Raw genomic sequence first — 22737 nt, forward strand, 5'->3', positions numbered from 1 at the left:
GGAGACCGTCCCCGTGTCTGCTCCACTGCTGGCCCTGCACGGCGTGTGCAAGCGGTACGGCGCCGTCGAGGTCCTCGTGGACATCGAGCTGGAGATCCACGCCGGCCAGGTCGTCGCCCTGCTCGGCGACAACGGGGCCGGCAAGTCCACACTGATCAAGGTGATCTCCGGGGTCACCCCCGCGGACAAGGGCGTCATCGAGTGGGAGGGCCGTACGGTCCACATCAGACGCCCCAACGACGCCCGGGACCTCGGCATCGCCACCGTCTTCCAGGACCTGGCGCTGTGCGGGAACCTCGACGTCGTCGGCAACCTGTTCCTCGGGCGGGAGATCCGCAGGTACGGGTTCCTCGACGAGATGGAGATGGAGCGCCGCACCCTGCAGCTGCTGGAACAGCTGACCAGGGGCGTTCCGGAGCTGCGTGCCCCGGTCGTGTCGCTGTCCAGCGGTCAGCGGCAGACGGTCGCCATCGCCCGCTCACTCCTGGGCGACCCGCGGCTGCTCCTCCTGGACGAACCGACCGCGGCACTGGGACTCCAGCAGACCACCGAGGTGATGGACCTCGTCGACCAGCTGCGCGACCGGGGCCTGGGCGTGCTGCTCATCAGCCACAACATGGGCGACGTCAAAGCGCTCGCGGACCGGGCCGCCGTGCTGCGGCTCGGGCGCAACAACGGCTTCTTCGACGTGAACACCGCCTCCCAGGAACAGATCATCTCCTCCATCACCGGGGCGACGGAGAACACGCCCCGCCGGCCGGCCCACCAGGAGGCGGGATGGTGAAAGGGACCCGCGACCGGGCCGACGAGCCGCGGGCGGACGCCGCCGCACCCACCACCGAGTCCCGACCGGCGGATCGCGGGCAGGCCGTCGCCCGTGCCATGGACAGCTGCGCCCGTGCCATGGAGAGCGGGGTCGCCTTCTCCCGGCGCAAGCTGCGGGCCGGCGAGCTGGGCTCCCTCCCGGTAGTCCTCGTCCTCGCCGTCGTCTGGATCACCTTCCAGTCCCTCAACGAGAACTTCCTCTCGCCCAGGAACCTGTCCAACCTCAGCGTGGACATCGTGGGCACCGGTCTGATCGCGGTCGGCATCGTCTTCGTGCTGCTGCTCGGCGAGCTCGATCTGTCGGTCGGTTCGATCAGCGGACTCGCCGCGGCCATCTTCGCGGTACTGAACGTGAACAACGGCGTGCCCGAATGGCTCGCCCTGATCATCGCGGTGCTGGCCGGCACGGCGGCGGGGACCGTGCAGGGCTATTCCTTCGCCAGAACCCGGGTGCCGGCGTTCGTGGTCACCCTCGCGGGGCTGCTGACCTGGAACGGCCTGATGCTCTACATCCTGGGCACCAGCGGCACGATCAACCTCGACGAGACCGGCCTCGTCGCCGACCTGACCAGCTACTACTTCACCAACGACGCGGTCGCCTACGGTCTGGCGGCGCTCTCCGTGGGCCTGGTCTTCCTGGTGTCGTACCAGGACCGGCGGCGCCGGACGGCCGCCGGTATGCCGCACCGCTCGCTGCAGGTCATCGTGGTGCGCACCGGAGGGCTCGCGGTGATCGCGTTCGTCACCGCGTACCTCCTCAACCGCTTCCAGGGCCTGCCACTCGCGCTGCTGATCTTCCTGGTGGTGGTCGCCGGACTCGACATCATCCTGCGCCGCACACACTACGGACGGCAGGTCTACGCCCTCGGCGGCGGGATCGAGGCGGCCCGCCGCGCCAGCCTCCATGTGACGCGGGTGCAGACCGCGGTGCTGGCGGTGTCCGGCACGATGGCCGCCGTCGGCGGGCTGTTCCTGGCCTCGCGCATCACCTCGGTGAGCCAGAGCTCGGGCTCGGGCGTGCTGCTCCTCAACGCCATCGCGGCGGCCGTCATCGGCGGCACCAGCCTGTTCGGCGGCCGCGGCTCCACCTGGTCGGCGGTGCTCGGCATGCTCGTCATCCAGTCGATCGCCTCCGGCATGGCGATCACGGACACCCCCGCCGCCGTCCAGTTCATGATCACGGGCGGGGTGCTCTTCGCCGCCGTGGTCATCGACGCGCTGTCCCGCCGCTCGCAGGAGGCGCACGGCCGGGCCTGACGCGCCCCGCGCCCGTCAGCCGTTGGAGAAACGGCCCGCCTGGGCCAGGAGCTCCTCCGCGTCGTCGACCGGCGGGTGGATCCAGACCTCGTTGATCTTCTGCTTCAGCTCCTTGGCCTCCGGGCCGGTCAGCGCGATCCTGCGGTCCCAGCCCTCCGTGAAGAGGGCACCGGCCGGGCCGAGGTCGAGGCAGGTGACGTACGGGTCGGGGGTGAACGGCAGCGGGGCGGTGCCGAGGAGGTCGGCGGCCACGTTGTGACCGGCGAACTTGCCCATCGGCAGGGCGTGCTGGCAGGACTGCGTGGTGGTACGGCCGTCCTCGGCGGCGGCGAGCGCGGTGTCACCGGCCGCGTAGACGTCGGGTACGCCGACCACCCGCAGATGCTCGTCCACCCTGAGCCGTCCCAGCCGGTCGCGCTCGCCGGGGATCTGGGCGGTGAGGGGGCTGGCCGCCATGCCCGCGGTCCATACGACGGTGGCGGCGGGGATCACCTCGCCGTCCGAGAGGGTGACGTCCTCGCGGGTCGCCGACGTCACCGTGCGCCCCAGACGCCGTTCGATCTTCAGCTCGTCGATCGCGTCGAGGATGGCCGGGCGCGGCCCCGGGCCGAGCTCCGGGCCCACCACGTCGGCGAGGTCCACCAGGACGACCCGGACGTCCTCGGCCGCGCCCTGTGCGCCGGCGATGCCCCTCAGGCGCTCGCCCAGCGCGGTGGCGAGCTCCACCCCGGTGAAGCCGGCGCCGACCACGACCGCGGTGTAGCGGCCCGGGGCCGGCGCCCGGTCGGGCAGCCGCCGGAGGTGGTGGTCCAGGGCGGCCGCCGCGGGGAGGGTGTCGATGTCGAAGACGTCCCGGGCACCGGGGAAGGCGGGCCGTACGAGTCGGCTGCCCGCCGCCAGCACCAGCTTGTCGTAGACCAGGTCCAGTTCCTCGCCGGCCCGTCCGACGGCATGTACGGAGTGCGCCTCGGTGTCGATCCCCGTGACGGTCGCCGTGACGCGGCGCACGCCGATCGGGCCGAGGACGCGGTCGAGGGCGACGCGCATGCCGCCGGGGGCGTCCTCGTACAGGCGGGGCCGGATGACCATGTCGTCGCCGCCGTCGACCAGCGTCACCCGCACCTCGTCACCGGCGCCCGCCGCCCGAGCGGCGCGGACGGCTCCGGCCGCGCTCCATACGCCGGCGAAGCCACCGCCGATGATCAGGACATCCTTCATGAACTTCTCCTTCTTCGAGGACGAGTCGGGTACAGCGATTCTGGACAGTAAATATCCTGGATATTGAATGTCAAGATTTATTTCCCTGGGGCGGGCGACCAGGCCACGCGCAGGCGATGCTTGAAGGGAGGGCGACCGACGAGGACGGTCGGGAGGTGAGGGCGGTGATCGCCGTCAACCCGATGGACAGCGACTCGGTACTGGCGACCTTCGGTGCCCTCGGGGTCCTCGTGGTGATCTTCGCGGAGTCGGGCCTGCTCGTCGTCGGCTTCTTCCTGCCCGGCGACACCCTGCTCTTCCCGGCGGGCGTGCTGTGCGCGGCGAGCGCCGACCAGGCGCCCCGGCTGATGCTGTGGCAGGTGCTGCTGTGCGCGGCGGTCGGCGCCGTGGTCGGGGCCCAGGTCGGCTTCCTGCTCGGCCGGCACGGCGGGCGCGCCCTGCTGGCCCGCACCTCGAAACGCCGGGTCCGGGAGGCGGCGGCGCGGGCGGAGAAGCTCCTGGCCCGCTACGGATACGGAAAGGCCCTGGTGATCGGCCGTTTCATCCCGATGGTACGGACCGTCCTGCACCCGGCGGCCGGTGCGCTCGGGGTGCCCACGCGGACCTTCACGCTCTGGCAGATCGTCGGCGGCCTGCTCTGGTCGACGAGCCTGGTCATGGCCGGATACGCCCTCGGCACCACCGTCCCCGACGCCGACGACTTCCTGCTGCCGCTGGTCGCCGTCGTCGTCGCGATCTCCCTGCTGCCCCTGATTCCCGTACTGACCGAGTCACGCCGGTCCAGGCGCGAGCGCTGACGCTCCGCACTTCTCCACTCCGCGCCCGACCTCACCCACGTTCGACCCATCGGACATCGTTCGAAAACCCTTGACGCTGTGCCACACCCCGATTGACACTCTCGCAACACGACGTCACACAGCCGAAACGGCAGGGTGCCCATGGCCGAGGCCCCGCCATGCCTCAGCAGGGAAAATCCATATGCCGTACATCGCACGCGCCCGTGATCGCGTGAGACGCCGGGCGGGCCGACTCGCCGGGCTGACCGCCGCGTCGTTGCTGCTGGGGCTCGCCGGCCCCGCCCTTCCCGCGCAGGCCGCCGACCCGGTCGAGGCGGCCGAGGTCACCGATGGTCTCGCCCTCTGGTACAAGCTCGACGCCAGCTCCGGCAGCACGGTGACCGACGCCTCCGGCCACGGCCGGGACGCCACGGTGAACGGCACCGCGGACTGGTCGAGCACCGGCGAGGGGCTCGCCTTCAACGGTTCGGACACCTACGTCAAGGTGCCGGACGACGTCATGAAGGGCATGAACGCGATCACCGTCTCGCTGGACGTGCGGCTCGACTCCGCGCAGAGCACGCCGTACTTCCTCTACGGCTTCGGCAACTCCAGCGGCGGCAACGGCAACGGCTACCTCTTCACCACCGGCAACTCCCTGCGCACGTCCATCGCCAGCGGCAACTGGTCGACCGAGCAGACCACCAAGCCCGCCGACTCCCACAACCTCACCCGCGCGGTCTGGAAGCACCTCACCTACACCCAGACCGGCACCACGGGCGTGCTGTACGAGGACGGCGTCGAGGTCGGCCGCAACACGGCCGTTAGCATCACCCCGGGCTCGATCGGCTCCGGCACCACCACCGCCAACTACATAGGCAAGTCCGTCTACTCGGGCGACAAGCTCTTCAAGGGCCGCATCCGCGACTTCCGGGTCTACGACCGCGCCCTCGCCGGCTCCGAGGTCGAGCAGCTCGCCCTGCCCGTCGCCACCCAGGGCGTCGCCGACGACAAGGCCGCGCTGAGCCTCGGTGACACCAGCGCCGTCACGGCCGACCTCGACCTGCCGAGGACCGGCACGGCGGGCGGCTCCTCGATCAGCTGGGCCAGCGACGCGCCGTCCGTGGTGTCGGACACCGGCAAGGTGACCCGCCCGGCCGCCGGCCAGCCCGACGGCCACGCCACACTCACGGCCACCCTGAAGAAGGGCACCGTCACCGACACCAGGACCTTCGAGGTCACGGTGCTCCCCGACTTCGACGACGGGACGGCCACCGAGCAGGCCGCCCAGGCCCTCACCGTCCACAACCTCGACGACGTACGCGGCAACCTGACCCTCCCGACCACCGGCTCCTACGGCACCGAGGTCACCTGGTCCTCCGCGAAGCCGGACGTCGTCTCCGGCGACGGTGTCGTCCACCGCCCCGCGCACGGCGACGGCGCCACGACGGTCGAGCTGACCGCCACCGTCAGCAAGGGAGAGGCGAAGGCGACCCGAGTCTTCACCGCGAAGGTCCCCGAACTGCCGAAGGACGAGGCTCTCAAGGGCTACATGTTCAGCTACTTCACCGGCGAGGGCACGGCGGACGGCGAGCAGCTCTACGCCGCGCTCAGCAAGGGCAACGACCCGCTCAAGTGGCGGGAGCTGAACGACGGCAAGCCCGTCCTGACCTCCACGCTCGGTGAGAAGGGCCTGCGCGACCCGTTCATCATCCGCTCCCCCGAGGGCGACAAGTTCTACCAGATCGCCACGGACCTGAGGATCTACGGCAACGGCGACTGGGACGCCTCCCAGCGCACCGGCAGCAAGTCCATCATGGTGTGGGAGTCCACCGACCTCGTCCACTGGACGAACCAGCGCCTGGTCAAGGTCTCCCCGGACAGCGCGGGCAACACCTGGGCGCCGGAGGCGTTCTACGACGCCCAGCGCGGTGAGTACGTCGTGTTCTGGGCGTCGAAGCTGTACGACAACGAGGCGCACTCCGGCGACACGTACAACCGCATGATGTACGCGACCACCCGCGACTTCTACACCTTCAGCGAGCCCAAGGTCTGGATCGACCGGGGCTACTCGGTCATCGACTCCACGGTGATCCAGCACGACGGCACGTACTTCCGCCTCTCCAAGGACGAGCGGAACAACACCTCCTCCACCCCCAACAGCAAGTTCATCTTCGAGGAGAAGAGCGACTCCCTGCTGGACCTGTCCTGGGACGCCGTCGCCGAGGGCATCGGCAAGGGCGCGATGAACGCCGCCGAGGGGCCGCTGGTGTTCAAGTCGAACACCGAGGACAAGTGGTACGCGTTCCTCGACGAGTTCGGCGGCCGCGGCTACATCCCCTTCGAGACGACCGACCTCGCCTCCGGCACCTGGACCCCGTCCACCGGCTACGACCTCCCGGCCAAGCCCCGCCACGGCACGGTGCTGCCGGTGACGCAGGCCGAGTACGACCGGTTGCTGCGCGCCTACCAGCCGGACCAGCTGGTGACGGGCGTCGAGGACGTGACGGTGAAGACGCGGATCGGTGAGGCCCCGGTCCTCCCGGCCACCGTGATCGCCGAGTACGCCGACGGCGTCAAGCGTCCCGTCTCCGTCACCTGGGAGGACGTCCCCGCGTCGAAGTACGCGCAGGCCGGCGCCTTCACCGTGACCGGCAGCCTGCCCGACGGCACCGCGCTGCCCGTACGCGCCGAGGTCACCGTCTCGGCGGAGGGCCCGGACGTCCCGGCCGACCTGCTCCTCCAGTACGACTTCGACGAGACGGGCGGCAACATCGCCCGCGACACCAGCGGTCACGGCTACCACGGCACCTACGTCCGTACGCCCGACTTCGGCACCGGAGTCGACGGCGGCTCGTTCAGGATGTCCGGCGCCTCCGACTCGCCGTATGTGAAGATCCCGAACGGCGTGCTGAAGAACGCCGACAGCGTCACCGTCTCGACGTACGCCAAGTGGAAGGGCGGGGACAACTTCCAGTGGCTGTTCGGCCTCGGCCCCGACAGCAACAAATACCTGTTCGCAACGCCCTCCAACGGCGGCTCCAGCCTCTACTCGGCGATCACCAAGGCGAGTTGGTCGGCGGAGTCCAAGCTGACGGCCGGCTCACGGCTCACGCCCGGTGAGTGGCGGCACGTCACCGTCACCCTCGACGGCACGACCGGCACGATGGTCCTCTACGTGGACGGCATCGAGGCCGCCCGCACGACGACGACGATCAAGCCGTCCGAGCTGTACGACGCGAACAAGGAATACTCCGGCTACATCGGCCGGTCCCTGTACGCGGCCGACCCGTACTTCGGCGGCGAGGTCGACGACTTCCGCGTCTACGACCGGGCCCTGACGGCCGCCGAGGTCATGGAGCTCAGCGGCAACACGGCGGGCATCGCGAAGGCCACGCACCCGGCGCTGAAGGTCGACGCGCTCATCGACAACTCCGGCGGCACGATCACGCTGCCGATGAAGGAGGGCACCGATCTCACCGCGCTCGCCCCGGAGTTCACCCTCGCCCACGGCGCCGCGATCAGCCCCGCCTCCGGCAGCGTGCAGGACTTCAGCAAGCCGGTGACGTACGAGGTGACCGGCTCCGACGGCAAGAAGCGCAGCTGGACGGTCTCGGCGCTGATCATGAGGAGCCCGGTGCTGCCGGGGCTCAACGCCGACCCGAACATCGTGCGGTTCGGCGACACCTTCTACCTGTACCCGACCACCGACGGCTTCGAGGGCTGGAGCGGTACGCAGTTCAAGGCGTACTCGTCCACGGACCTGGTCCACTGGAAGGACCACGGCGTCATCCTCGACCTGGGTCCTGACGTGTCCTGGGCGGACAGCAGGGTGTGGGCGCCGGCGATGGCCGAGAAGGACGGGAAGTACTACTTCTACTTCTGCGCCGACGCCAACATCGGTGTCGCGGTGTCCGACTCGCCGACGGGGCCGTTCAAGGACGCGCTGGGCAGGCCGCTGCTCAAGGCGGGCCAGTACAGCGGCCAGATGATCGACCCGGCGGTGTTCACCGACGACGACGGACAGGCGTATCTGTACTGGGGCAACGGGCACGCGTACGTGGCGCCCCTGAACGCCGACATGACCTCGATCGACACCTCGAAGGTCAAGGACATCACCCCGAGCGGGTACAACGAGGGCACCTTCGTCGTCAAGCGCAAGGGCACCTACTACTTCATGTGGTCGGAGAACGACACCCGGGACGAGAACTACCGCGTCGCCTACGCGACCGGCCCCTCCCCCACCGGCCCGTGGACCAAGCACGGTGTGATCCTGGAGAAGGACCTCTCCCTCGGCATCAAGGGCCCTGGCCACCACTCGGTCGTCCACGTCCCGAACACCGACGACTGGTACATCGCCTACCACCGGTTCGCCATCCCCGGCGGCGACGGCACCCATCGTGAAACGACCGTCGACAAGCTGGAGTTCGACGCCGACGGCCTGATCAAGAAGGTCGTGCCCACGCTCACCGGCATCGACCCGGTGACCGTCGTGCACGCCGGTGCGGACGGCAGCGGGAAGGAAGGCGACGCCATCCCGCTGAACGGCACCGTCTCCGGTGCGGGCGGCCCGAAGTGGACGGTCGAGGCCGGCGCGCCCTGCACGGTCGCCGACCCCGAGGCCGCCCGGACCACGATCACCTGCGCCGACGACGGCACCTACGAGGTCACCCTGACCGGCGGTCGCAGCAGCGACACGGCCACCGTCGACGTCACCAACGCGGCCCCGGCGATCACCTCGGCCACCGGCCCGAAGACCGCCGTGCCGGTCCGCCAGCGCGCCACGGTCACCGCAGACTTCGGCGACGCGGGCGCCCGGGACTCCCACACCTGCACGGTCGACTGGAAGGACGGCACCGACCCGGCCAACGGCAAGATCATGGGCGGCGTGTGCCGCGCCGAACACGTCTACACCAAGGCCGGCATCCACCGTCCGGTGGTCGAGGTCACCGACGACGACGGCGCCTCGGACAGCACCACGCTCGCCGAGCTGATCGTCTTCGACCGCGGCGCGGGTCCCGCGCTCGGCGCCGGTGTGATCACCTCCACGGCCGGCGCCTACCCGGCCAGGCCGGCTGTCTCCGGCAAGGCGGCCTTCTCCTTCGCCGTCGCGTACGGCTGGAGCGCCGCCGTCCCCACGGGCAAGGCCACCTTCGACTTCGGGCCGGCCAAGCTGAAGTTCCGCTCCACCGGCTCCGACTGGCTGGTGGTCACCGGCTCCCAGGCGGTCTACCAGGGCTCCGGGACCGTCAACGGCAGCGGCGGCTACGGCTTCCGGATCACGGGGACCGACGGCCCGGACACCTTCCGTATCAAGATCTGGAAGAAGTCCACCGGTGACGTCGTCTACGACAACCTCACCGGCGCGCGGACGACGGGCGTCATCAAGGTCGGCGGCACCCCCGGAGGACGTGAGGGATAACCCTTAGCCCTGCTCAGGAACGTTCCCTGGTGCGTCCCTGATTCCGGTCCTGAACGGTTGTGGCCACCCTCGGCTCGCTGTGAAGCTCGTCGAGGAGTGGCCACTCCTGTGTTCCGTGGTCCGAGAAGTATCAGGAGTACCAGGAGGAACTCTGTGCAACCGTTGACGAAGGCGCTCACCGGGGCGCTCACCGCCGGAGTGCTGGCGGTCGGCGCACTGGTGGCCGGCCCGGGCGTGGCGGACGCCGGCACGCCGGACCGCTTATCCGCCGGCCCCTCGGCGACGCCCGCCGCCAGGATCGACTGGAAGCCGTGCCCCGACCATCCCACGGCCGAGTGCGGCACCCTCAGGCTGCCCGTCGACTGGTCCGACCCGGCGGGCGAGAAGTTCGACATGGCGGTGGCGCGGCGCAAGGCGACCGACCCGGACCGTCGGGTCGGCGCGCTCCTGGTCAATCCGGGCGGGCCCGGCGACCCGGGGGTGGACTTCACCCTCACCCGCGCGCCCGGCCAGTTCAGCGAGGAACTCCAGGCCAGGTTCGACATCGTCGGCTTCGACCCTCGCGGTGTCGGGCTCAGCCAGCCGGTGAAGTGCTCGACGGAACTGCTGGGCCGGGCGCCGTCCCCGTACCCCCGCGACCAGGCGGAGTTCGACCGACTGGCGGCCTACAACCGGGAGTTGCGCGAGGACTGCCGACGGCACAGCGGCCCGATCTTCGACCACGCCGACACACTGGGCGTCGTCCGGGACATGGAGGCCCTGCGCAGGGCACTGGGCGAGGAGAAGCTCAACTACTTCGGCCACTCCTACGGCACGCTGATCGGCGAGCAGTACGCGGAGCTGTACGGCGACCGGATCCGTGCCATGGCCCTGACCGCGAACATCGACCACAGCCTGGGCACCCGCGACTTCATGGTCTCCTCCGCGGTCGCCGCCGAGGACTCCTTCCACCAGTTCGTCAAGTGGTGCGAACGCTCGCCGTCCTGCGCACTGCACGGCCGGGACGTCACCGCCGTCTGGGACCGTCTGCTCGCCCGGGCCGACCGGGGCGAGATCCGGGATCCGGAGAACCCCGGCCGGACGCTCTCCGGGAACGACATCAGCTTCTTCGCCTTCCGGTACAAGTTCTACGGCCCGGACTACGACGAGCTCGCCGACTATGTGGCCGCACTCGAAGCGCGGACGGGGCGGAGTTCCCGCGTCGAACCACAGCCGGGAGCATCGGGGGCGGCGCCCGCCGCCGATGACAGCGAGCAGCGGACCACGGCCCAACCCTTCGCCGCGGTGTTCTGCCAGGACTGGCGCATCCGGCCCAAGGACTACAAGGAGTTCGCCCGGCTGACGGCGGCCGAGCTGCGGGCGGCGCCGCACATGCGCGGCTCACCGCGTGTCCACGCCGCGATGGCCGGATGTGTCGGCTGGCCTGACGAGGTGAACAACCCGCAGCACCGTCTGCGCATCACCGGAGCCCCGGAGATCCTCATGCTGCACTCCCGCCACGACCCGGCGAACAACTACGCGTGGGCGACCAACGTGCACCGGCAGACCCGCGACACGACGGTGCTGCTGACGTACGAGGGCGCGGGGCACAGCGTCTACGGACGCGGTGACTGCACCCGAGGAGCGGTGGACGACTACCTCATAGGCCTGAAGGTTCCCGAGGACGGCAGCAGCTGCCCGGCGGTCGATCCGGGCGCCTGACCCACCCGTGGGAGCGCCTCGTCGGCGGTGTTGAAACCGCGGTGAAACCGAGCGGAAGCCGGCTCCCCGCACGCTTCGAGGCGTCTCCCACCACCGGAAAGGCCGCCATCATGACCGACGCCCTGCACCTCACCCCCGAACTCGTCGAGGACCCCGTCCGCGGCTACGCCGACCTGCGTGCCCGCACCGACGTCGGCCATGCGGTCCTGCCGGGCCTGGACACCCCGGTGCGGCTGCTGACCCGCTTCGAGGACGTCCGGGCCGCGCTCACCGAACCGCGTCTGATCCGGGACCGCGGCGCCGTCCCCGGTGGCTCCGACATGCCGGACCCGCAGGCCGAGTTGCTGGCCCAGGGCTTGGAGGGCCTCCCCGCGGAGTACGTCCCGTACCTGTCGGGGCACCTGGCGCTGTTCGACGGCGACGAGCACACCCGGCGACGCGGCCCGCTCACCCGCGCCTTCACCGCCCGCCGGGTGTCCGCGCTGCGCCCCTTCGTGGAGAAGACCGCCCGCGACCTTCTCACGCTGCTCGCCGGGCGCGAACAGGCCGATCTGCTCGGCGAGTTCGCCTACCCGCTGTGCACGGCCGTGATCTGCGAGCTGGTCGGGGTCGACGCCGCCGACCAGGACCGGGTCTGCGGGTGGATCCGGGACTTCGCGTACGGCGACGGCAGCGGGGTCGTCGAGGGGCTGGCCGGCATCGTGGAGTACACCAAGGACCTGGTCGCCCGGCGCCGCGCCGAGCCCGCCGACGACCTGGTCTCGGCGCTGCTGGCGGACGGCGGGCTGAGCGACGACGAGATCGTCACCGCCTTCTTCCTGCTCATCAACACCGGCATCACCCCGCCCGCCCTGTTCCTCGCCCACGGCGTCCTGGCCCTGTTCGACCACCCGGAGCAGCTGGAGCGGCTGCGCGCCGAGCCGGAGCTGCTGTCCCGCGCGGTGCCCGAGCTCCTGCGGTACGTCACGCTGGTGCGGATCGGCGCCACCCTGTACGCCACCGAGGACTTCGAGTTCGCCGGCACGCCGCTGAAGAAGGGCGAGGCGGTGACGGTCGGGCTGTTCGGCGCCGACCACGACCCCGCCGCGTACGAGGCTCCCGAACGGCTCGACATCACCAGGGAGTTCGGGCGCGGCGACGGTCATCTGGCCTTCGGGCACGGCCCGCACTACTGCATCGGCGCGGCGCTGGGCCGGGTCCTCACGTCCGTCGTGTTCGAGGAGCTGCTGGTGCGGCGGCCGTCGGCACCGGAGCTGGCCGTGGACCGTGACGACGTCGAGTTCGGGCACTGGCCCGGCGACGGCTTCCACCTGGTGCGGTTGCCGGTGCGGCTCTGAGGCCCCGCCTCAGCGTCCGGGACCCAGCAGCGTGAGCACGGCCTCGCGCAGCGCCTCCCGGTCCAGGGCGGCGTACGTGGCCACCGCGTCCTGGTACGTCGCCTTGTCGGCGTTCATGGCGGCCTCGCGGGAGAGGGCCGAGGACATGGTGGGCTGGAAGTTGCGCAGGGCGCGGTAGCGGTCGGCGAGCACGAGCAGCCGTACGCCCCGTTCCGTGGCGCCTGAGGCCAGGTCGGCCGTCCCGAGCGCGAGCAGCAGCGCCCCGCAGACCGGGAAGTCCACGGTCACCCGGTGCGGGGCGGCCTTCGGGCGGGTCAGCAGAGCGGTCAGCCGGTCCGGGAGGGCCGTGGCGATGCGCTCGACGAGGTCGAGGCGGCCGTGCCGGGCGTGGGCGGTCACGGCGACGGCCTGGAGTTCCAGCACCCAGGGTTCCATGGGGAGTTCGTCGCCGAAGACGGGGCTCGCGCCGCGCTCCAGCCGGTCGACGGCGCGGCGCCACAGCCCAAGGCCGGTCTCGACGTCACCGCGGGCGAGGGCGATCTCGGCGCGGGCGCCCAGGTCGGGGGTGAAGGCGTCGGAGCCGGTGCCCTCGGGCTGGTGCCGCAGGGCCTCTTCGAGCCAGTGCTCGGCCGCGTCGAGGTCCCCGGTCTGGAGGTTGGCGAGCATCATGCCCCAGCGCAGCCCGATCGGGTCGCCCCACTCGCCGTATCCCTCCAGCGCCTCCAGCGCGGACCGCACATGGACGATCGCCTCCGCGCCCCGTTCCGTCTGCAGGCACAGCTCGGCGACGCGGGAGGCGGGCCAGAACCTGAGCAGGGGGATGTCCTGGCCGGCGAGTGCGGTGACCATCCGGCGGGCGGCGTCGAGGGCCCGTTCCGGCTGGTGCTCGCTCTGCCAGACATAGCTGGCCGCGCAGTTGGCGACGCCGGCGAGCAGCGGGGCGTCGCTGTCGCACAGGCCCTCAAGGGCGTCGAGGTCCCCGAGCACCTCGGGCAGCGCGCACAGCACGGTCGCGACGGCGCGGACCAGCGTGTCCGGTGGGGCGGGCGGCAGCCGTCGCAGGGTGACGAGGGTGCGGACGGCGCCGGGGCCGACGCCGAGGAAGATGTTGGCGGTGGCCAGCGCGGCGGCGGTGCGGGCCGGTTCGACGTGGTCGGGGCCGGGCCGGTAGTGGGAGAGGAGGTCGGCGGTGTCCTCGGTGAGGGCGATGAGACGGGTGTAGTTGGCGTCGGTGGTCCACAGGCCGGCGAGTACGGCGGTGACCGGGGCGACGGTGTCGGCGTCCGCGCGGGCGAGCGCGATCCGCACGGCCTGGACGAGGTTGTCCTGCTCGGCGCGGATCAGCTGCCAGGAGGCGAGCGGGTCGGGTCCGAACGGTGCGTCGTGGTAGGTGCTGCCGAAGTCCCGCGCCCAGCTCAGGAACCGTTCCTCGACCGCCGCGTCCTCACCCGCCCGCTCGCGATGGGCGGCGGCGAACTCCCGCACCGTCTCCAGCATGCGGAAGCGGCTGCCGTACGCGGTGTCGGTCACCTTGAGCAGGGACTGGTCGACGAGGTCCGCCAGCACGTCCAGCGTGTCGTGGTCGTCGAGGAGGTCGGTGAGGACGTGCTCGGCCGCGGCGGCGGTGAAGCCGCCGGGGAAGACGGCGAGGGCGCGCAGCGCGGTCCGGCCGGCCGGTTCCAGCAGGTTCCAGCTCCAGTCGACGACGGCGTGCAGGGTGCGGTGGCGCCGCGGCGCGTCCCGGGGCCCGCCACGCAGCAGGGCGAACCGGTCGTCCAGGCGGCGGGCGATCTCGGCGACCGACATCACCCGGACGCGGGCGGCGGCGAGCTCGGTGGCGAGCGGCAGTCCGTCGAGGCGGCGGCACAGGTCGGCCACGGCGTCGGCGGGTAGTTCGGCGTCGGGGCGGGCGGCGCGGGCGCGCTGTTCGAACAGCTCGACGGTCGTGGCCGGGTCCAGCTCCGGCAGCGGGTGGACGGTCTCGGAGGTCAGTCCGAGCGGGGCGCGGCTGGTGGTGAGGACGCTGATGTTCCTGGTCATCGACACCAGGGCCCGGACCAGGTCGGCGACGCCGGCGACGACCTGCTCGCAGTTGTCCAGGACGAGCAGCGCGGGGCCGGGCCCGAGGGCGCCGACGATGCCGGCGAGCGCGTCGGCGGACGGCCCGAAGCCTGCCGCGGTGGCGCGCAGGCTCTCGCCGATGCCGAGTGCCGAGGCGACCTCGCCGACGACGTCGTCGTCCTGCCGGACACCGGCGAGCGGCACCAGATGTACGACCCGGTGCTCGGCCTCACGGGCGACGGCACTGGCGAGCCGCGTCTTGCCGAGGCCGCCCGGGCCGACGACGGACGTGACCCGGGAGCTGTGGATGAGCCGGGTGACGGCGGCGACGTCGGCCTCCCGCCCGAGCAGCGGGTTGGGTTCGTGCGGCACCCCGCGCCGCACCACCGGAGCCTGCCCGCGCAACAGCTCCTGGTGCAGCTCCTGCAGCGCCGGACCGGGATCGGTGCCGAGTTCGTCGCGCAGCCGGCGCCGGTAGGTGTCGTACGTCGCCAGCGCGACGGCCGCTCCGGCGGTACCGGACTGGCAGCGCATCAGCTCCAGGAGCAGTTCCTCGTCGAGCGGATGCGTGGCCAGCAGCTCTCCGAGTGGCCCGGCCGCCTCCTCGCGGCGTCCCGCGCGGGCCAGTGACAGTGCGCGCAGCCGCGTCAACGCCAGGTGTGCGGCGCCCAGTTCGAGCCGCAGGTCCACCAGGGGGTCGCCGAGGACGACGCCCTCCACGGGGCCGCCGTCCCACAGCGCGAGACCCGCCTCGGCCTCGGCGACGGCGCCGTGGTGGTCGCCGGCCCGTGCCTTCTCCGCGCTCGCGTCGGCGTGCAGTTGGACGGCCCAGGCGTCGACCTGGTCCTCGCGCAGGGCGATGCGGTAGCCGGTGGGGGTGCTGGCGATGACCTCGCCGCCCAGCAGGGAGCGGGCCCGCGACACCAGGATCTGCAACGCCTTGGTCGGGTTCTCGGGCTGCTCGTCCGGCCACAGCCCCTCCACGAGCCGTCCGGTGCCGCATCCGGCTCGCGGCTCCCCGGCGAGCAGCGCGAGCAGCCCGCGCAGCCGGGGCGCGGTGATCTCCTTGCCCCGGTGGGAGACGGACGTCAACAGCGTCAGCTCGATGGTCACCCGTGCAGCGTAGTCAGAAGACCGGGTGCAACCCTCTCGCAACGTTGCCCGTGCTGCCCTTGCTGCCATGTATGAGGAGACCCCGCGCGTCGAACTCACCCCCGCGGCCGCCGACCTGCTGCGCCGTCTGCGCGCCACGCACGGCCCGCTGATGTTCCACCAGTCCGGCGGCTGCTGCGACGGCAGCGCGCCGATGTGCTACCCGGAGGGCGAGTTCCGCACCGGCGGCTCGGACGTGCTGCTGGCGGAGCTCCAGGTCGAGGGGGTGGCGGAGCCGGTGACGTTCTGGATGTCGCGCAGTCAGTACGAGGCGTGGAGCCACACCCGGCTGATCGTCGACGTCGTCGAGGGCCGGGGCAGCGGCTTCTCGCTGGAGGCACCCGAGGGGGTACGTTTCCTCACCCGTTCTCGCGTAGTCGGCGCCTAGCAACCCCGCAGGTCGTCGCGGTCTGGTGCACTTCCCCTGAGTGCTGGGAAATTTGACGGGACATCAGGGGGAGGAATCGTGACTCGTCGTCAGAAACGGTTCGGAGCCGCCAGAGCGGCCTTCACGCTGCTCACGGCACTCGGCGCGCTGGCCGGTGCGGCCCTGGTGGGGGCGGCACCGGCCGGCGCCGCGCAGGGCACACCGATCGCGCCCGGTGTCACGTACGAAGAGTTCGACATCCCGGCGGCGAAGGGCACGACGCACGCCCATGTCCTCACCGTCGACCTGCGCGATCCGCGCGTACGCCTCGATCTGCTGCACCCGGGCGCGGTGGCGGCCCGGGCCACCGTCTCGCGGCAGGCCACCGCGCAGGGCGCGGTCGCGGGCGTGAACGGCGACTTCTTCAACATCAGCGAGACCCAGCACCCGGGCGTCCAGGCGACCGGCGCGAGCGTGGGACCGGCCGTCGCGCGAGGCCGGGCACTGAAGGCGGCGGTGCCGAACGGCCAGCGTTTCGGGCCGGCGCTGCCGCCCGGCACGAGCACCGAGGACGTGTTCGGCGTGGGCGTCGACCGGCGGGCCCGGATGGACGGTCTGAGCCTCGCCGGCTCGATCCGCACCCCGCAGGGCTCGCTGCCACTGCGCGGACTCAACCAGTACGCGCTGCCGGTGGGCTCCATCGGGGCGTTCACCGCCGAGTGGGGCGAGGTCTCCCGGGTGCGCGCCACCTGCGGCACGGACACCGACCGGGCGGCCCCGTGCAGCACCGACACCTACGAGGTGACGGTCCGCCACGGCCGGGTCGTGTCGGCCGCCGACACTCCGGGGAGCGGGCCGATCGCCGCCGGCACGACCGTCCTGGTGGGCCGCGAGGCGGGGGCGCAGCAGTTGCGGAAGTTCTCCGCGGGCGAGCGGGTGGCGGTACGGCACCGGCTGGTGGCGGCGAAGTCACGCGTCCCGTTCCGCTTCGCCCTGGGCGGCTATCCGGTGCTCGACGACGGACAGCCGTTGCCCGGCCTCGACGACAGGGCCTCGGCGGTGCGCACGGCCGTGGGCATCGCGGATCACGGCCGGCGTCTGCTGCTGCTCGCGCTGGACGGCGGGCCCGAATACCGCACGGGTCTGACCATCGCGGAAGTGGCGTCCGTCATGCGGGAGTTGGGTTCGGCCGACGCCTTCAGTCTGGACGGCGGGGGTTCGTCGACGCTGGTCGCACGGGCGCCGGGAGCGGCGGCCGTCTCCGTACGGAACCACCCGTCCGACGGCGTGGAGCGCCCCGTGCCCAACGGCATCGGCGTCTTCTCCACCGGCTGAGTCTCACGGTCTGAGGCTGCTGACGATGTCCGCCGTGGCCGTCAGACCGCTGTTGATGGTGGGCGCCATGCTCGTGCTGGCCAGGTAGAAGCCGAGCAGCAAACACACCAGCGCATGGGTGATCTTCAGTCCGCCGTTGCGTACGAAGATCACCGCAAGGATGAACAGCAGCAGCACCACAGAGATGGAAATGGCCATCGTCAACCTCCTCCGCCACGCCGCCTCGCCCGGTTCACGGCGTTCGGCCGTAAGTGTGGCGTAGCGGAGGGTTCGTCCGTGCGGCTGAGCCGTACTCCGAACGTGTGGTGTCCCGCGGCTGGCTCTAGGCCGTCCGGCGGGCGTCGAGGAAGGCCTCCAGACCGGCGAGGTCGTCGGTGTTGAGGAAGTCGACGTCGGCGTCCAGCAGTTCGCCCCAGAGTGCGTCGCGGGCGGGTCCGGCCACGTCCGGGGTGGCCCAGAAGCGCACCTTCTGGCCTCGGGAGTGCGCCGCCCGGACGATGCCGCGCAGCTTGCGCCGCTCGGCGTCCGGGAAGGCGCCGACGCCGAGCCAGGTGAAGTTGAGCGTCCAGTTGTCGCTGATCAGCGGGACGAAGGAGGCCGGAGCCGAGCTGCCGAGATCGGCGAGGCGGCCGTCGTAGAAGGCGCGGCGGACGCTCTGGGCCTCCATCGGCGTACGGGCGGCGCGGTCACCGGAGATGACGGCGGTGACGGCGCCCGGGAACACCCGGCCGTGGGCGTAGGTCGTGAACAGGTGCTTGTAGCGCCTCAGATGCCTGTCGAGTTCCAGGTACGTCGATGCGCCCTCGGTCTTGATGTCGACGAGCAACTGGACCGGCTTGCGGTGTCCTCGGTACACGGACCCGTGGTTGGCCCTGACGCGGGCGGCGAGCGGGTCGAGGTAGAGGGACTCCAGGGTGCGGGTGGGGTCGAGGTCCTCGGGGTCGTGGGCGACCAGGAGTTGGTCGCCGACGAGGTAGATGTCGGCTTCGAGGCTGCCGAAGCGGTGGTCGAGGGCGTCGAGGAGGGGACGCGGATGCTCGTAGTCGTTGTGGGCGTGTGCCCGCCACAACGGGCGCGGGCCGTGCCCCCGTTCGCCCGCGAGCGCCTGGCCGGCGGGCAGGGCGACCGTGCCCGCGAGGGCGGCGCCGAGGGTGCTGAGGGCTCTGCGACGGGTGGTGAGGGCCATGCTCTGCCTCCCTGGTAGGGCCGGATGGGACCGCTGTGAGTATGCGATTCCGAAGGGCCCAAGCAGCAGGGCTGTGCGGTGAGTTGGCCGGACCGCCGTCGTCCGTTCACTTCGCCCCGGGCGCGCACACGGAAAAGCCCGCCCCAGGTCGGGCGGGCTTTCCGTGTGCTTCGCTCAGGTGTACGTCAGGGAGCCTGGAGGTCGACCAGTTCGGCCAGCGCGGCGCGGTGGGCGCCCGCCGTGCCGTAGGCGATGGAGTCGGCCTTGGCCCGCTTCAGGTACAGATGGGCGGGGTGCTCCCAGGTCATCCCGATACCGCCGTGCAGCTGCACGGCCTCCTCGGCGGCGTGCACCGCGACGGACGCCGCGTAGGACTGGGCGACGGCGACCGCCACGTCGGCGTCCTCGCCGGTCGCCAGCGCGTCGGCGGCGTTACGCGCGGCCGCGCGCAGGTTCACGACCTCCAGCCACAGCTGGGCGAGCCGGTGCTTGAGCGCCTGGAAGCCACCGACCGGACGGTTGAACTGCTTGCGGTCCTTCAGATAGCGGACCGTCTCCGACAGCGCCCAGTCGGCGAGCCCGAGTTGCTCGGAGGCGAGCAGCCCGGCCCCGGCGCGCAGGGCCCGTCGCACGGCGGGTTCGGCGTCGCCGAGCAGCCGCCCGGGCGCCCCGTCCAGGGTGACCGTGGCCACGGGCCGGGTCAGGTCCAGGGACGCCTGCGGGGTCACGGTCACCGCGTCGGCGTCCACCGCGTACAGCCCGCCGTCGTCCGCGGGAACGAGCAGTACATCGGCGGCGGCCGCGTCCGCGATACCGGTCAACTCCCCGTGCAGACGGCCGTCTTCGTGCCGTACGACCTTGTAGGCGCCGCCGGGACCGACGCTCAGGGCGACGGCGAGGGCACCGATCTTCCGCCCGGTCGCCAGCTCGGCGAGCAGGCCCGCGTCGGTCGCGCAGGCGAGCAGGGCCTCGGTGGCCACGACGGCACTGGTCAGATACGGCACCGGAGCGACCGCGCGCCCCAGCTCCTCCAGCACGACGGCGACTTCGCGGTGCGTGGCGCCCTGGCCGCCCTTCTTCTCCGGGACCAGGAGCCCGGCCAGGCCCATGCCGTCGGCGAGGGCCTTCCAGGCCGCCAGGTCGTGCGGGGCGTCCGACTCGGTGCGGGCGATGACGCCGGGCGCGTCGCAGTGGTCGGTGAGCAGGTCGCGTACGGCGGCTCGCAGCGCTTCCTCCTCCTCCTCCGAGTACAGCAGGTCGGTCATCGGGCCAGGTCCTTCCAGGCGACGTCCTTGTCGGTGCGCGGCTCTGCGGGCAGGCCCAGGACGCGCTCGGCGACGATGTTCAGCAGGACCTCGCTGGTCCCGCCCTCGATGCTGTTGCCCTTGGAGCGCAGATAGCGGTAGCCGGCGTCGCGGCCGGTGAAGTCCACGAGCTCCGGGCGGCGCATGGTCCAGTCGTCGTACAACAGCCCTTCCTCGCCGCGCAGTTCGACCTCCAGGCCGCTGATCTCCTGGTTCAGCCGGGCGAAGGCGAGCTTCATGCCGGCGCCCTCGGGGCCGGGCTGGCCGGCGACGAGCTGCTGGCGCAGCCGCTCGCCGGTGAGCCGGGCGACCTCGGACTCGACCCACAGCTTCAGCAGCCGCTGGTGCAGATCGTGGGTGCGCAGCTCCGGCCGTTCACGCCAGGTCTTGGAGATCGGGCCGATCATGCCGCCCTCGCGGGGCAGTCGCATGCCGCCGATCGCGACGCGTTCGTTGTTCAGCGTGGTCTGCGCGACCCGCCAGCCGTCGCCGATCTCCCCGAGGCGCCGGGAGTCCGGGATGCGGACGTCGGTGAGGAAGACCTCGTTGAACTCGGCCTCACCGGTGATCTGCCGCAGCGGCCGGACCTCGACGCCCGGGTCGGTCATGTCGCAGAGGAAGTAGGTGATGCCCGCGTGCTTGGGCAGGTCCGGGTCGGTGCGGGCGATGAGGATGGCCCAGCGGGCGACGTGGGCGCTGGACGTCCACACCTTCTGCCCGTTGACGACCCAGTCGTCGGCCTCCCGTACGGCACGGGTGCCCAGCGCGGCCAGGTCGGACCCGGCGCCGGGCTCGCTGAAGAGCTGGCACCAGACCTCCTCGCCGGTCCACAGCGGCCGCAGATAGCGCCGCTTCTGCTCCTCGGTGCCGTACTGGAGGATCGTCGGGGCGGCCATGCCCAGGCCGATGCCGATCCGCCGGGGGTCGTTGTCGGGCGCGCCCGCGGCCTCCAGCTCGGCGTCCACGACGGCCTGCAGGGAGCGGGCCGCACCGAGTCCGCCGAGGCCCTCCGGGTAGTGCACCCATGCCAGTCCCGCGTCGAAGCGGGCGCGCAGGAAGTCCAGGCGGTCGGTGGCGGCCGGCGGATGCGCGGCCAGCAACTCCGCCGTACGGCGGCGCAGTTCGGCGGCGTCGGTCATGCCGCTCCTCCTTCGGTGAGTCCCGGGATCACGGCGACGCGCCCGGTGGTGACGCCGTCGGCGACCCGCTGTACGGCGGCCGCTGCCCCGCCCAGCGGGACGCGCTCGCTGACCAGCGGCTTGATCGCGCCCCGGGCGGCCAGCTCGGTGAGCTGTTCGTGGCAGTGCTGGATCAGCTTCGGGTTCTTGGTGTTGTACAGGCCCCAGTGCAGGCCGAGGATCGAGTAGTTCTTCACCAGGGCGTGGTTGAGCGCGGGGCTGGGGATCGACCCGCTGGCGAAGCCCACGACGACGATCCGGCCCTCGAAGGCGACGACCTTGGCGGACTGGGCGTAGGCCTCGCCGCCGACGGGGTCGTAGACGACGTCGGCGCCCCGGCCGCCGGTGACCTCCTTGACGGCGGCGATGACGTCCTCGCCACGCCGGTCGATCACGACGTCACAGCCCAGTTCCCGGGCGACGGCCGCCTTCTCGGCGCCGCCGACGACACCGATGACGGTGGCGCCGGCGGCCTTCCCGAGCTGCACGGCCGCGCTGCCGACCCCTCCGGCGGCAGCGTGGACGAGCAGGGTCTCGCCGGCCTGAAGACCGGCCCGGCGGTGCAGGCCGAACCAGCCGGTCTGGTAGCCGATGTGCAGGGCGGCGGCCTCGGCGTCGTCCAGCGCGTCGGGCGCCGGCAGCAGAGCGGCGGCGTCCGCGACGGCGTACTCGGCGAAGCCGCCGTACGGCAGCGCCGGGTTGGCGAGGACGCGGCGCCCGTCCTCGGTCTCGCCGCAGATCTCCACCCCCGGCGTGAACGGCAGCGGCGGCCTGACCTGGTACTGGCCCCGGCACAGCAGCGCGTCCGGGAAGTTGATGTTCGCGGCACGCACCTTCAGCAAGACCTGGCCGTCACCGGGCGTGGGCGTCTGGACGTCGTCGAGCCGCATCACCTCGCTCGGCTCGCCGTTCTCGTGCACTTGCCATGCCTGCATGCGGTGCCTCCACGGGACTGCTTCGTCTGACCGGGGTCGCTACGCATACTAAGCGGTCGCTTGCCATCAGGGAACAGTCGGATGCCTCACGACCGCTTGGGCCGCGCCCGCACATGCATCCGCTCCCCCTGCGGCCCGAACAGACTGAGGAACTCCACCGGCCCCTCCCCCGTCGACCCGAACCAGTGCGGCACCCGCGTGTCGAACTCGGCGGCCTCCCCCGCGGTCAACACGATGTCGTGATCGCCCAGGACCATCCTCAGCTTCCCCGCCATCACGTACAGCCACTCGTACCCCTCATGGGTCCGCGGCTCCGGCTCGACCTGCTCCGGCGGCACCAGCACCTTGAAGGCCTGGAGGCCGCCGGGCTGCCTGGTCAGCGGGTAGTAGGTCCGCCCGTGCCGTCTGATCGGCTCGGCCCGCACCCGGGGATCGCGCACGGCAGGCGCGGCGACCAGCTCGTCCAGCGCCACCTCGTGCGCTCGCGCGATCGGCAGCAGCAGTTCCAGACTGGGCTTGCGCAGTCCCGACTCCAGCCTGGAGAGCGTGCTCACCGAGATCCCGGTCGCCTCGGAGAGCCCGGCCAGCGTCGCGCCCCGCTCCTTCCGGATGCGCCGCAGTCGGGGGCCGACCTCCGCCAGAACGTCGTCCATGTCGTCACTCATGTACGCCATTGCAGTTTC

At 71.7% G+C, this 22737-nt stretch carries 16 protein-coding genes; 8 read left to right on the forward strand and 8 right to left on the reverse strand.

Annotated features, from left to right (window positions below; translation table 11 throughout):
* Positions 1-13: 13 nt before the first annotated feature.
* Positions 14-784 (forward strand): ATP-binding cassette domain-containing protein, encoded by a 771-nt coding sequence (locus L0P92_RS10890; RefSeq protein ID WP_234762343.1) that lies wholly within the window; start codon positions 14-16, stop codon positions 782-784.
* Positions 778-2082, forward strand: coding sequence for a sugar ABC transporter permease (locus L0P92_RS10895; protein WP_372497235.1), 1305 nt, complete (start codon positions 778-780; stop codon positions 2080-2082). Before L0P92_RS10890 ends, L0P92_RS10895 begins: the two co-directional genes overlap by 7 nt.
* 15 nt (positions 2083-2097) lie before the next feature.
* Here L0P92_RS10895 and L0P92_RS10900 read toward each other — a convergent pair whose 3' ends face one another.
* On the reverse strand, positions 2098-3300 hold the full coding sequence (locus L0P92_RS10900) for an NAD(P)/FAD-dependent oxidoreductase (protein ID WP_234762344.1): 1203 nt from the start codon (positions 3298-3300) through the stop codon (positions 2098-2100).
* A gap of 164 nt (positions 3301-3464) precedes the next feature.
* Here L0P92_RS10900 and L0P92_RS10905 point away from each other — a divergent pair, with 164 nt between their 5' ends.
* The 4 genes from L0P92_RS10905 to L0P92_RS10920 all read left to right on the forward strand — a co-directional run bounded on the left by L0P92_RS10905 (position 3465) and on the right by L0P92_RS10920 (position 12536).
* Positions 3465-4097 (forward strand): DedA family protein, encoded by a 633-nt coding sequence (locus L0P92_RS10905; protein ID WP_234762371.1) that lies wholly within the window; start codon positions 3465-3467, stop codon positions 4095-4097.
* Between the two features lie 181 nt (positions 4098-4278).
* Positions 4279-9498: a family 43 glycosylhydrolase gene (locus L0P92_RS10910; RefSeq protein ID WP_234762345.1), complete on the forward strand. Its 5220-nt coding sequence runs from the start codon at positions 4279-4281 to the stop codon at positions 9496-9498.
* A gap of 153 nt (positions 9499-9651) precedes the next feature.
* Positions 9652-11199 carry an alpha/beta fold hydrolase gene (locus L0P92_RS10915; RefSeq protein WP_234762346.1) on the forward strand — a complete coding sequence of 516 codons (1548 nt, stop codon included), beginning with the start codon at positions 9652-9654 and terminating at the stop codon, positions 11197-11199.
* Between the two features lie 110 nt (positions 11200-11309).
* Positions 11310-12536, forward strand: coding sequence for a cytochrome P450 (locus L0P92_RS10920; RefSeq protein WP_234762347.1), 1227 nt, complete (start codon positions 11310-11312; stop codon positions 12534-12536).
* A gap of 9 nt (positions 12537-12545) precedes the next feature.
* Here the strand turns inward: L0P92_RS10920 and L0P92_RS10925 are convergent, their stop codons facing one another.
* Positions 12546-15710 carry an ATP-binding protein gene (locus L0P92_RS10925; protein WP_234762348.1) on the reverse strand — a complete coding sequence of 1055 codons (3165 nt, stop codon included), beginning with the start codon at positions 15708-15710 and terminating at the stop codon, positions 12546-12548.
* A 67-nt stretch (positions 15711-15777) separates the two neighbouring features.
* Here L0P92_RS10925 and L0P92_RS10930 point away from each other — a divergent pair, with 67 nt between their 5' ends.
* Both L0P92_RS10930 and L0P92_RS10935 read left to right on the forward strand, forming a co-directional pair.
* The gene (locus tag L0P92_RS10930) at positions 15778-16137 is read left to right on the forward strand and encodes a DUF779 domain-containing protein (RefSeq protein ID WP_234762349.1); all 360 of its coding nucleotides are present in this window, start codon (positions 15778-15780) and stop codon (positions 16135-16137) included.
* A gap of 78 nt (positions 16138-16215) precedes the next feature.
* Positions 16216-17451 carry a phosphodiester glycosidase family protein gene (locus tag L0P92_RS10935; RefSeq protein ID WP_234762350.1) on the forward strand — a complete coding sequence of 412 codons (1236 nt, stop codon included), beginning with the start codon at positions 16216-16218 and terminating at the stop codon, positions 17449-17451.
* A 3-nt stretch (positions 17452-17454) separates the two neighbouring features.
* On the opposite strand, the gene L0P92_RS10940 is transcribed toward L0P92_RS10935, so the two are convergent.
* The 6 genes from L0P92_RS10940 to L0P92_RS10965 form a co-directional block, all read right to left on the reverse strand.
* Positions 17455-17649 carry a hypothetical protein gene (locus L0P92_RS10940; protein WP_107912016.1) on the reverse strand — a complete coding sequence of 65 codons (195 nt, stop codon included), beginning with the start codon at positions 17647-17649 and terminating at the stop codon, positions 17455-17457.
* A gap of 124 nt (positions 17650-17773) precedes the next feature.
* The gene (locus L0P92_RS10945) at positions 17774-18637 is read right to left on the reverse strand and encodes a phosphatidylinositol-specific phospholipase C/glycerophosphodiester phosphodiesterase family protein (RefSeq protein ID WP_234762351.1); all 864 of its coding nucleotides are present in this window, start codon (positions 18635-18637) and stop codon (positions 17774-17776) included.
* 185 nt (positions 18638-18822) lie between these two features.
* The gene (locus tag L0P92_RS10950; protein WP_234762352.1) at positions 18823-19902 is read right to left on the reverse strand and encodes an acyl-CoA dehydrogenase family protein; all 1080 of its coding nucleotides are present in this window, start codon (positions 19900-19902) and stop codon (positions 18823-18825) included.
* Positions 19899-21080: an acyl-CoA dehydrogenase family protein gene (locus L0P92_RS10955; RefSeq protein WP_234762353.1), complete on the reverse strand. Its 1182-nt coding sequence runs from the start codon at positions 21078-21080 to the stop codon at positions 19899-19901. The genes L0P92_RS10950 and L0P92_RS10955 overlap by 4 nt, the downstream gene beginning before the upstream one ends.
* Complete coding sequence (locus tag L0P92_RS10960; RefSeq protein ID WP_234762354.1) at positions 21077-22054, reverse strand: NADPH:quinone oxidoreductase family protein; 978 nt, start codon at positions 22052-22054, stop codon at positions 21077-21079. The genes L0P92_RS10955 and L0P92_RS10960 overlap by 4 nt, the downstream gene beginning before the upstream one ends.
* Before the next feature lie 86 nt (positions 22055-22140).
* Positions 22141-22719, reverse strand: a complete 579-nt coding sequence (locus L0P92_RS10965) for a helix-turn-helix domain-containing protein (protein ID WP_234762355.1) — start codon at positions 22717-22719, stop codon at positions 22141-22143.
* Between the last annotated feature and the right edge of the window lie 18 nt (positions 22720-22737).

This window comes from Streptomyces muensis (assembly GCF_021474425.1).
Taxonomy (GTDB): Bacteria; Actinomycetota; Actinomycetes; order Streptomycetales; family Streptomycetaceae; genus Streptomyces; species Streptomyces muensis.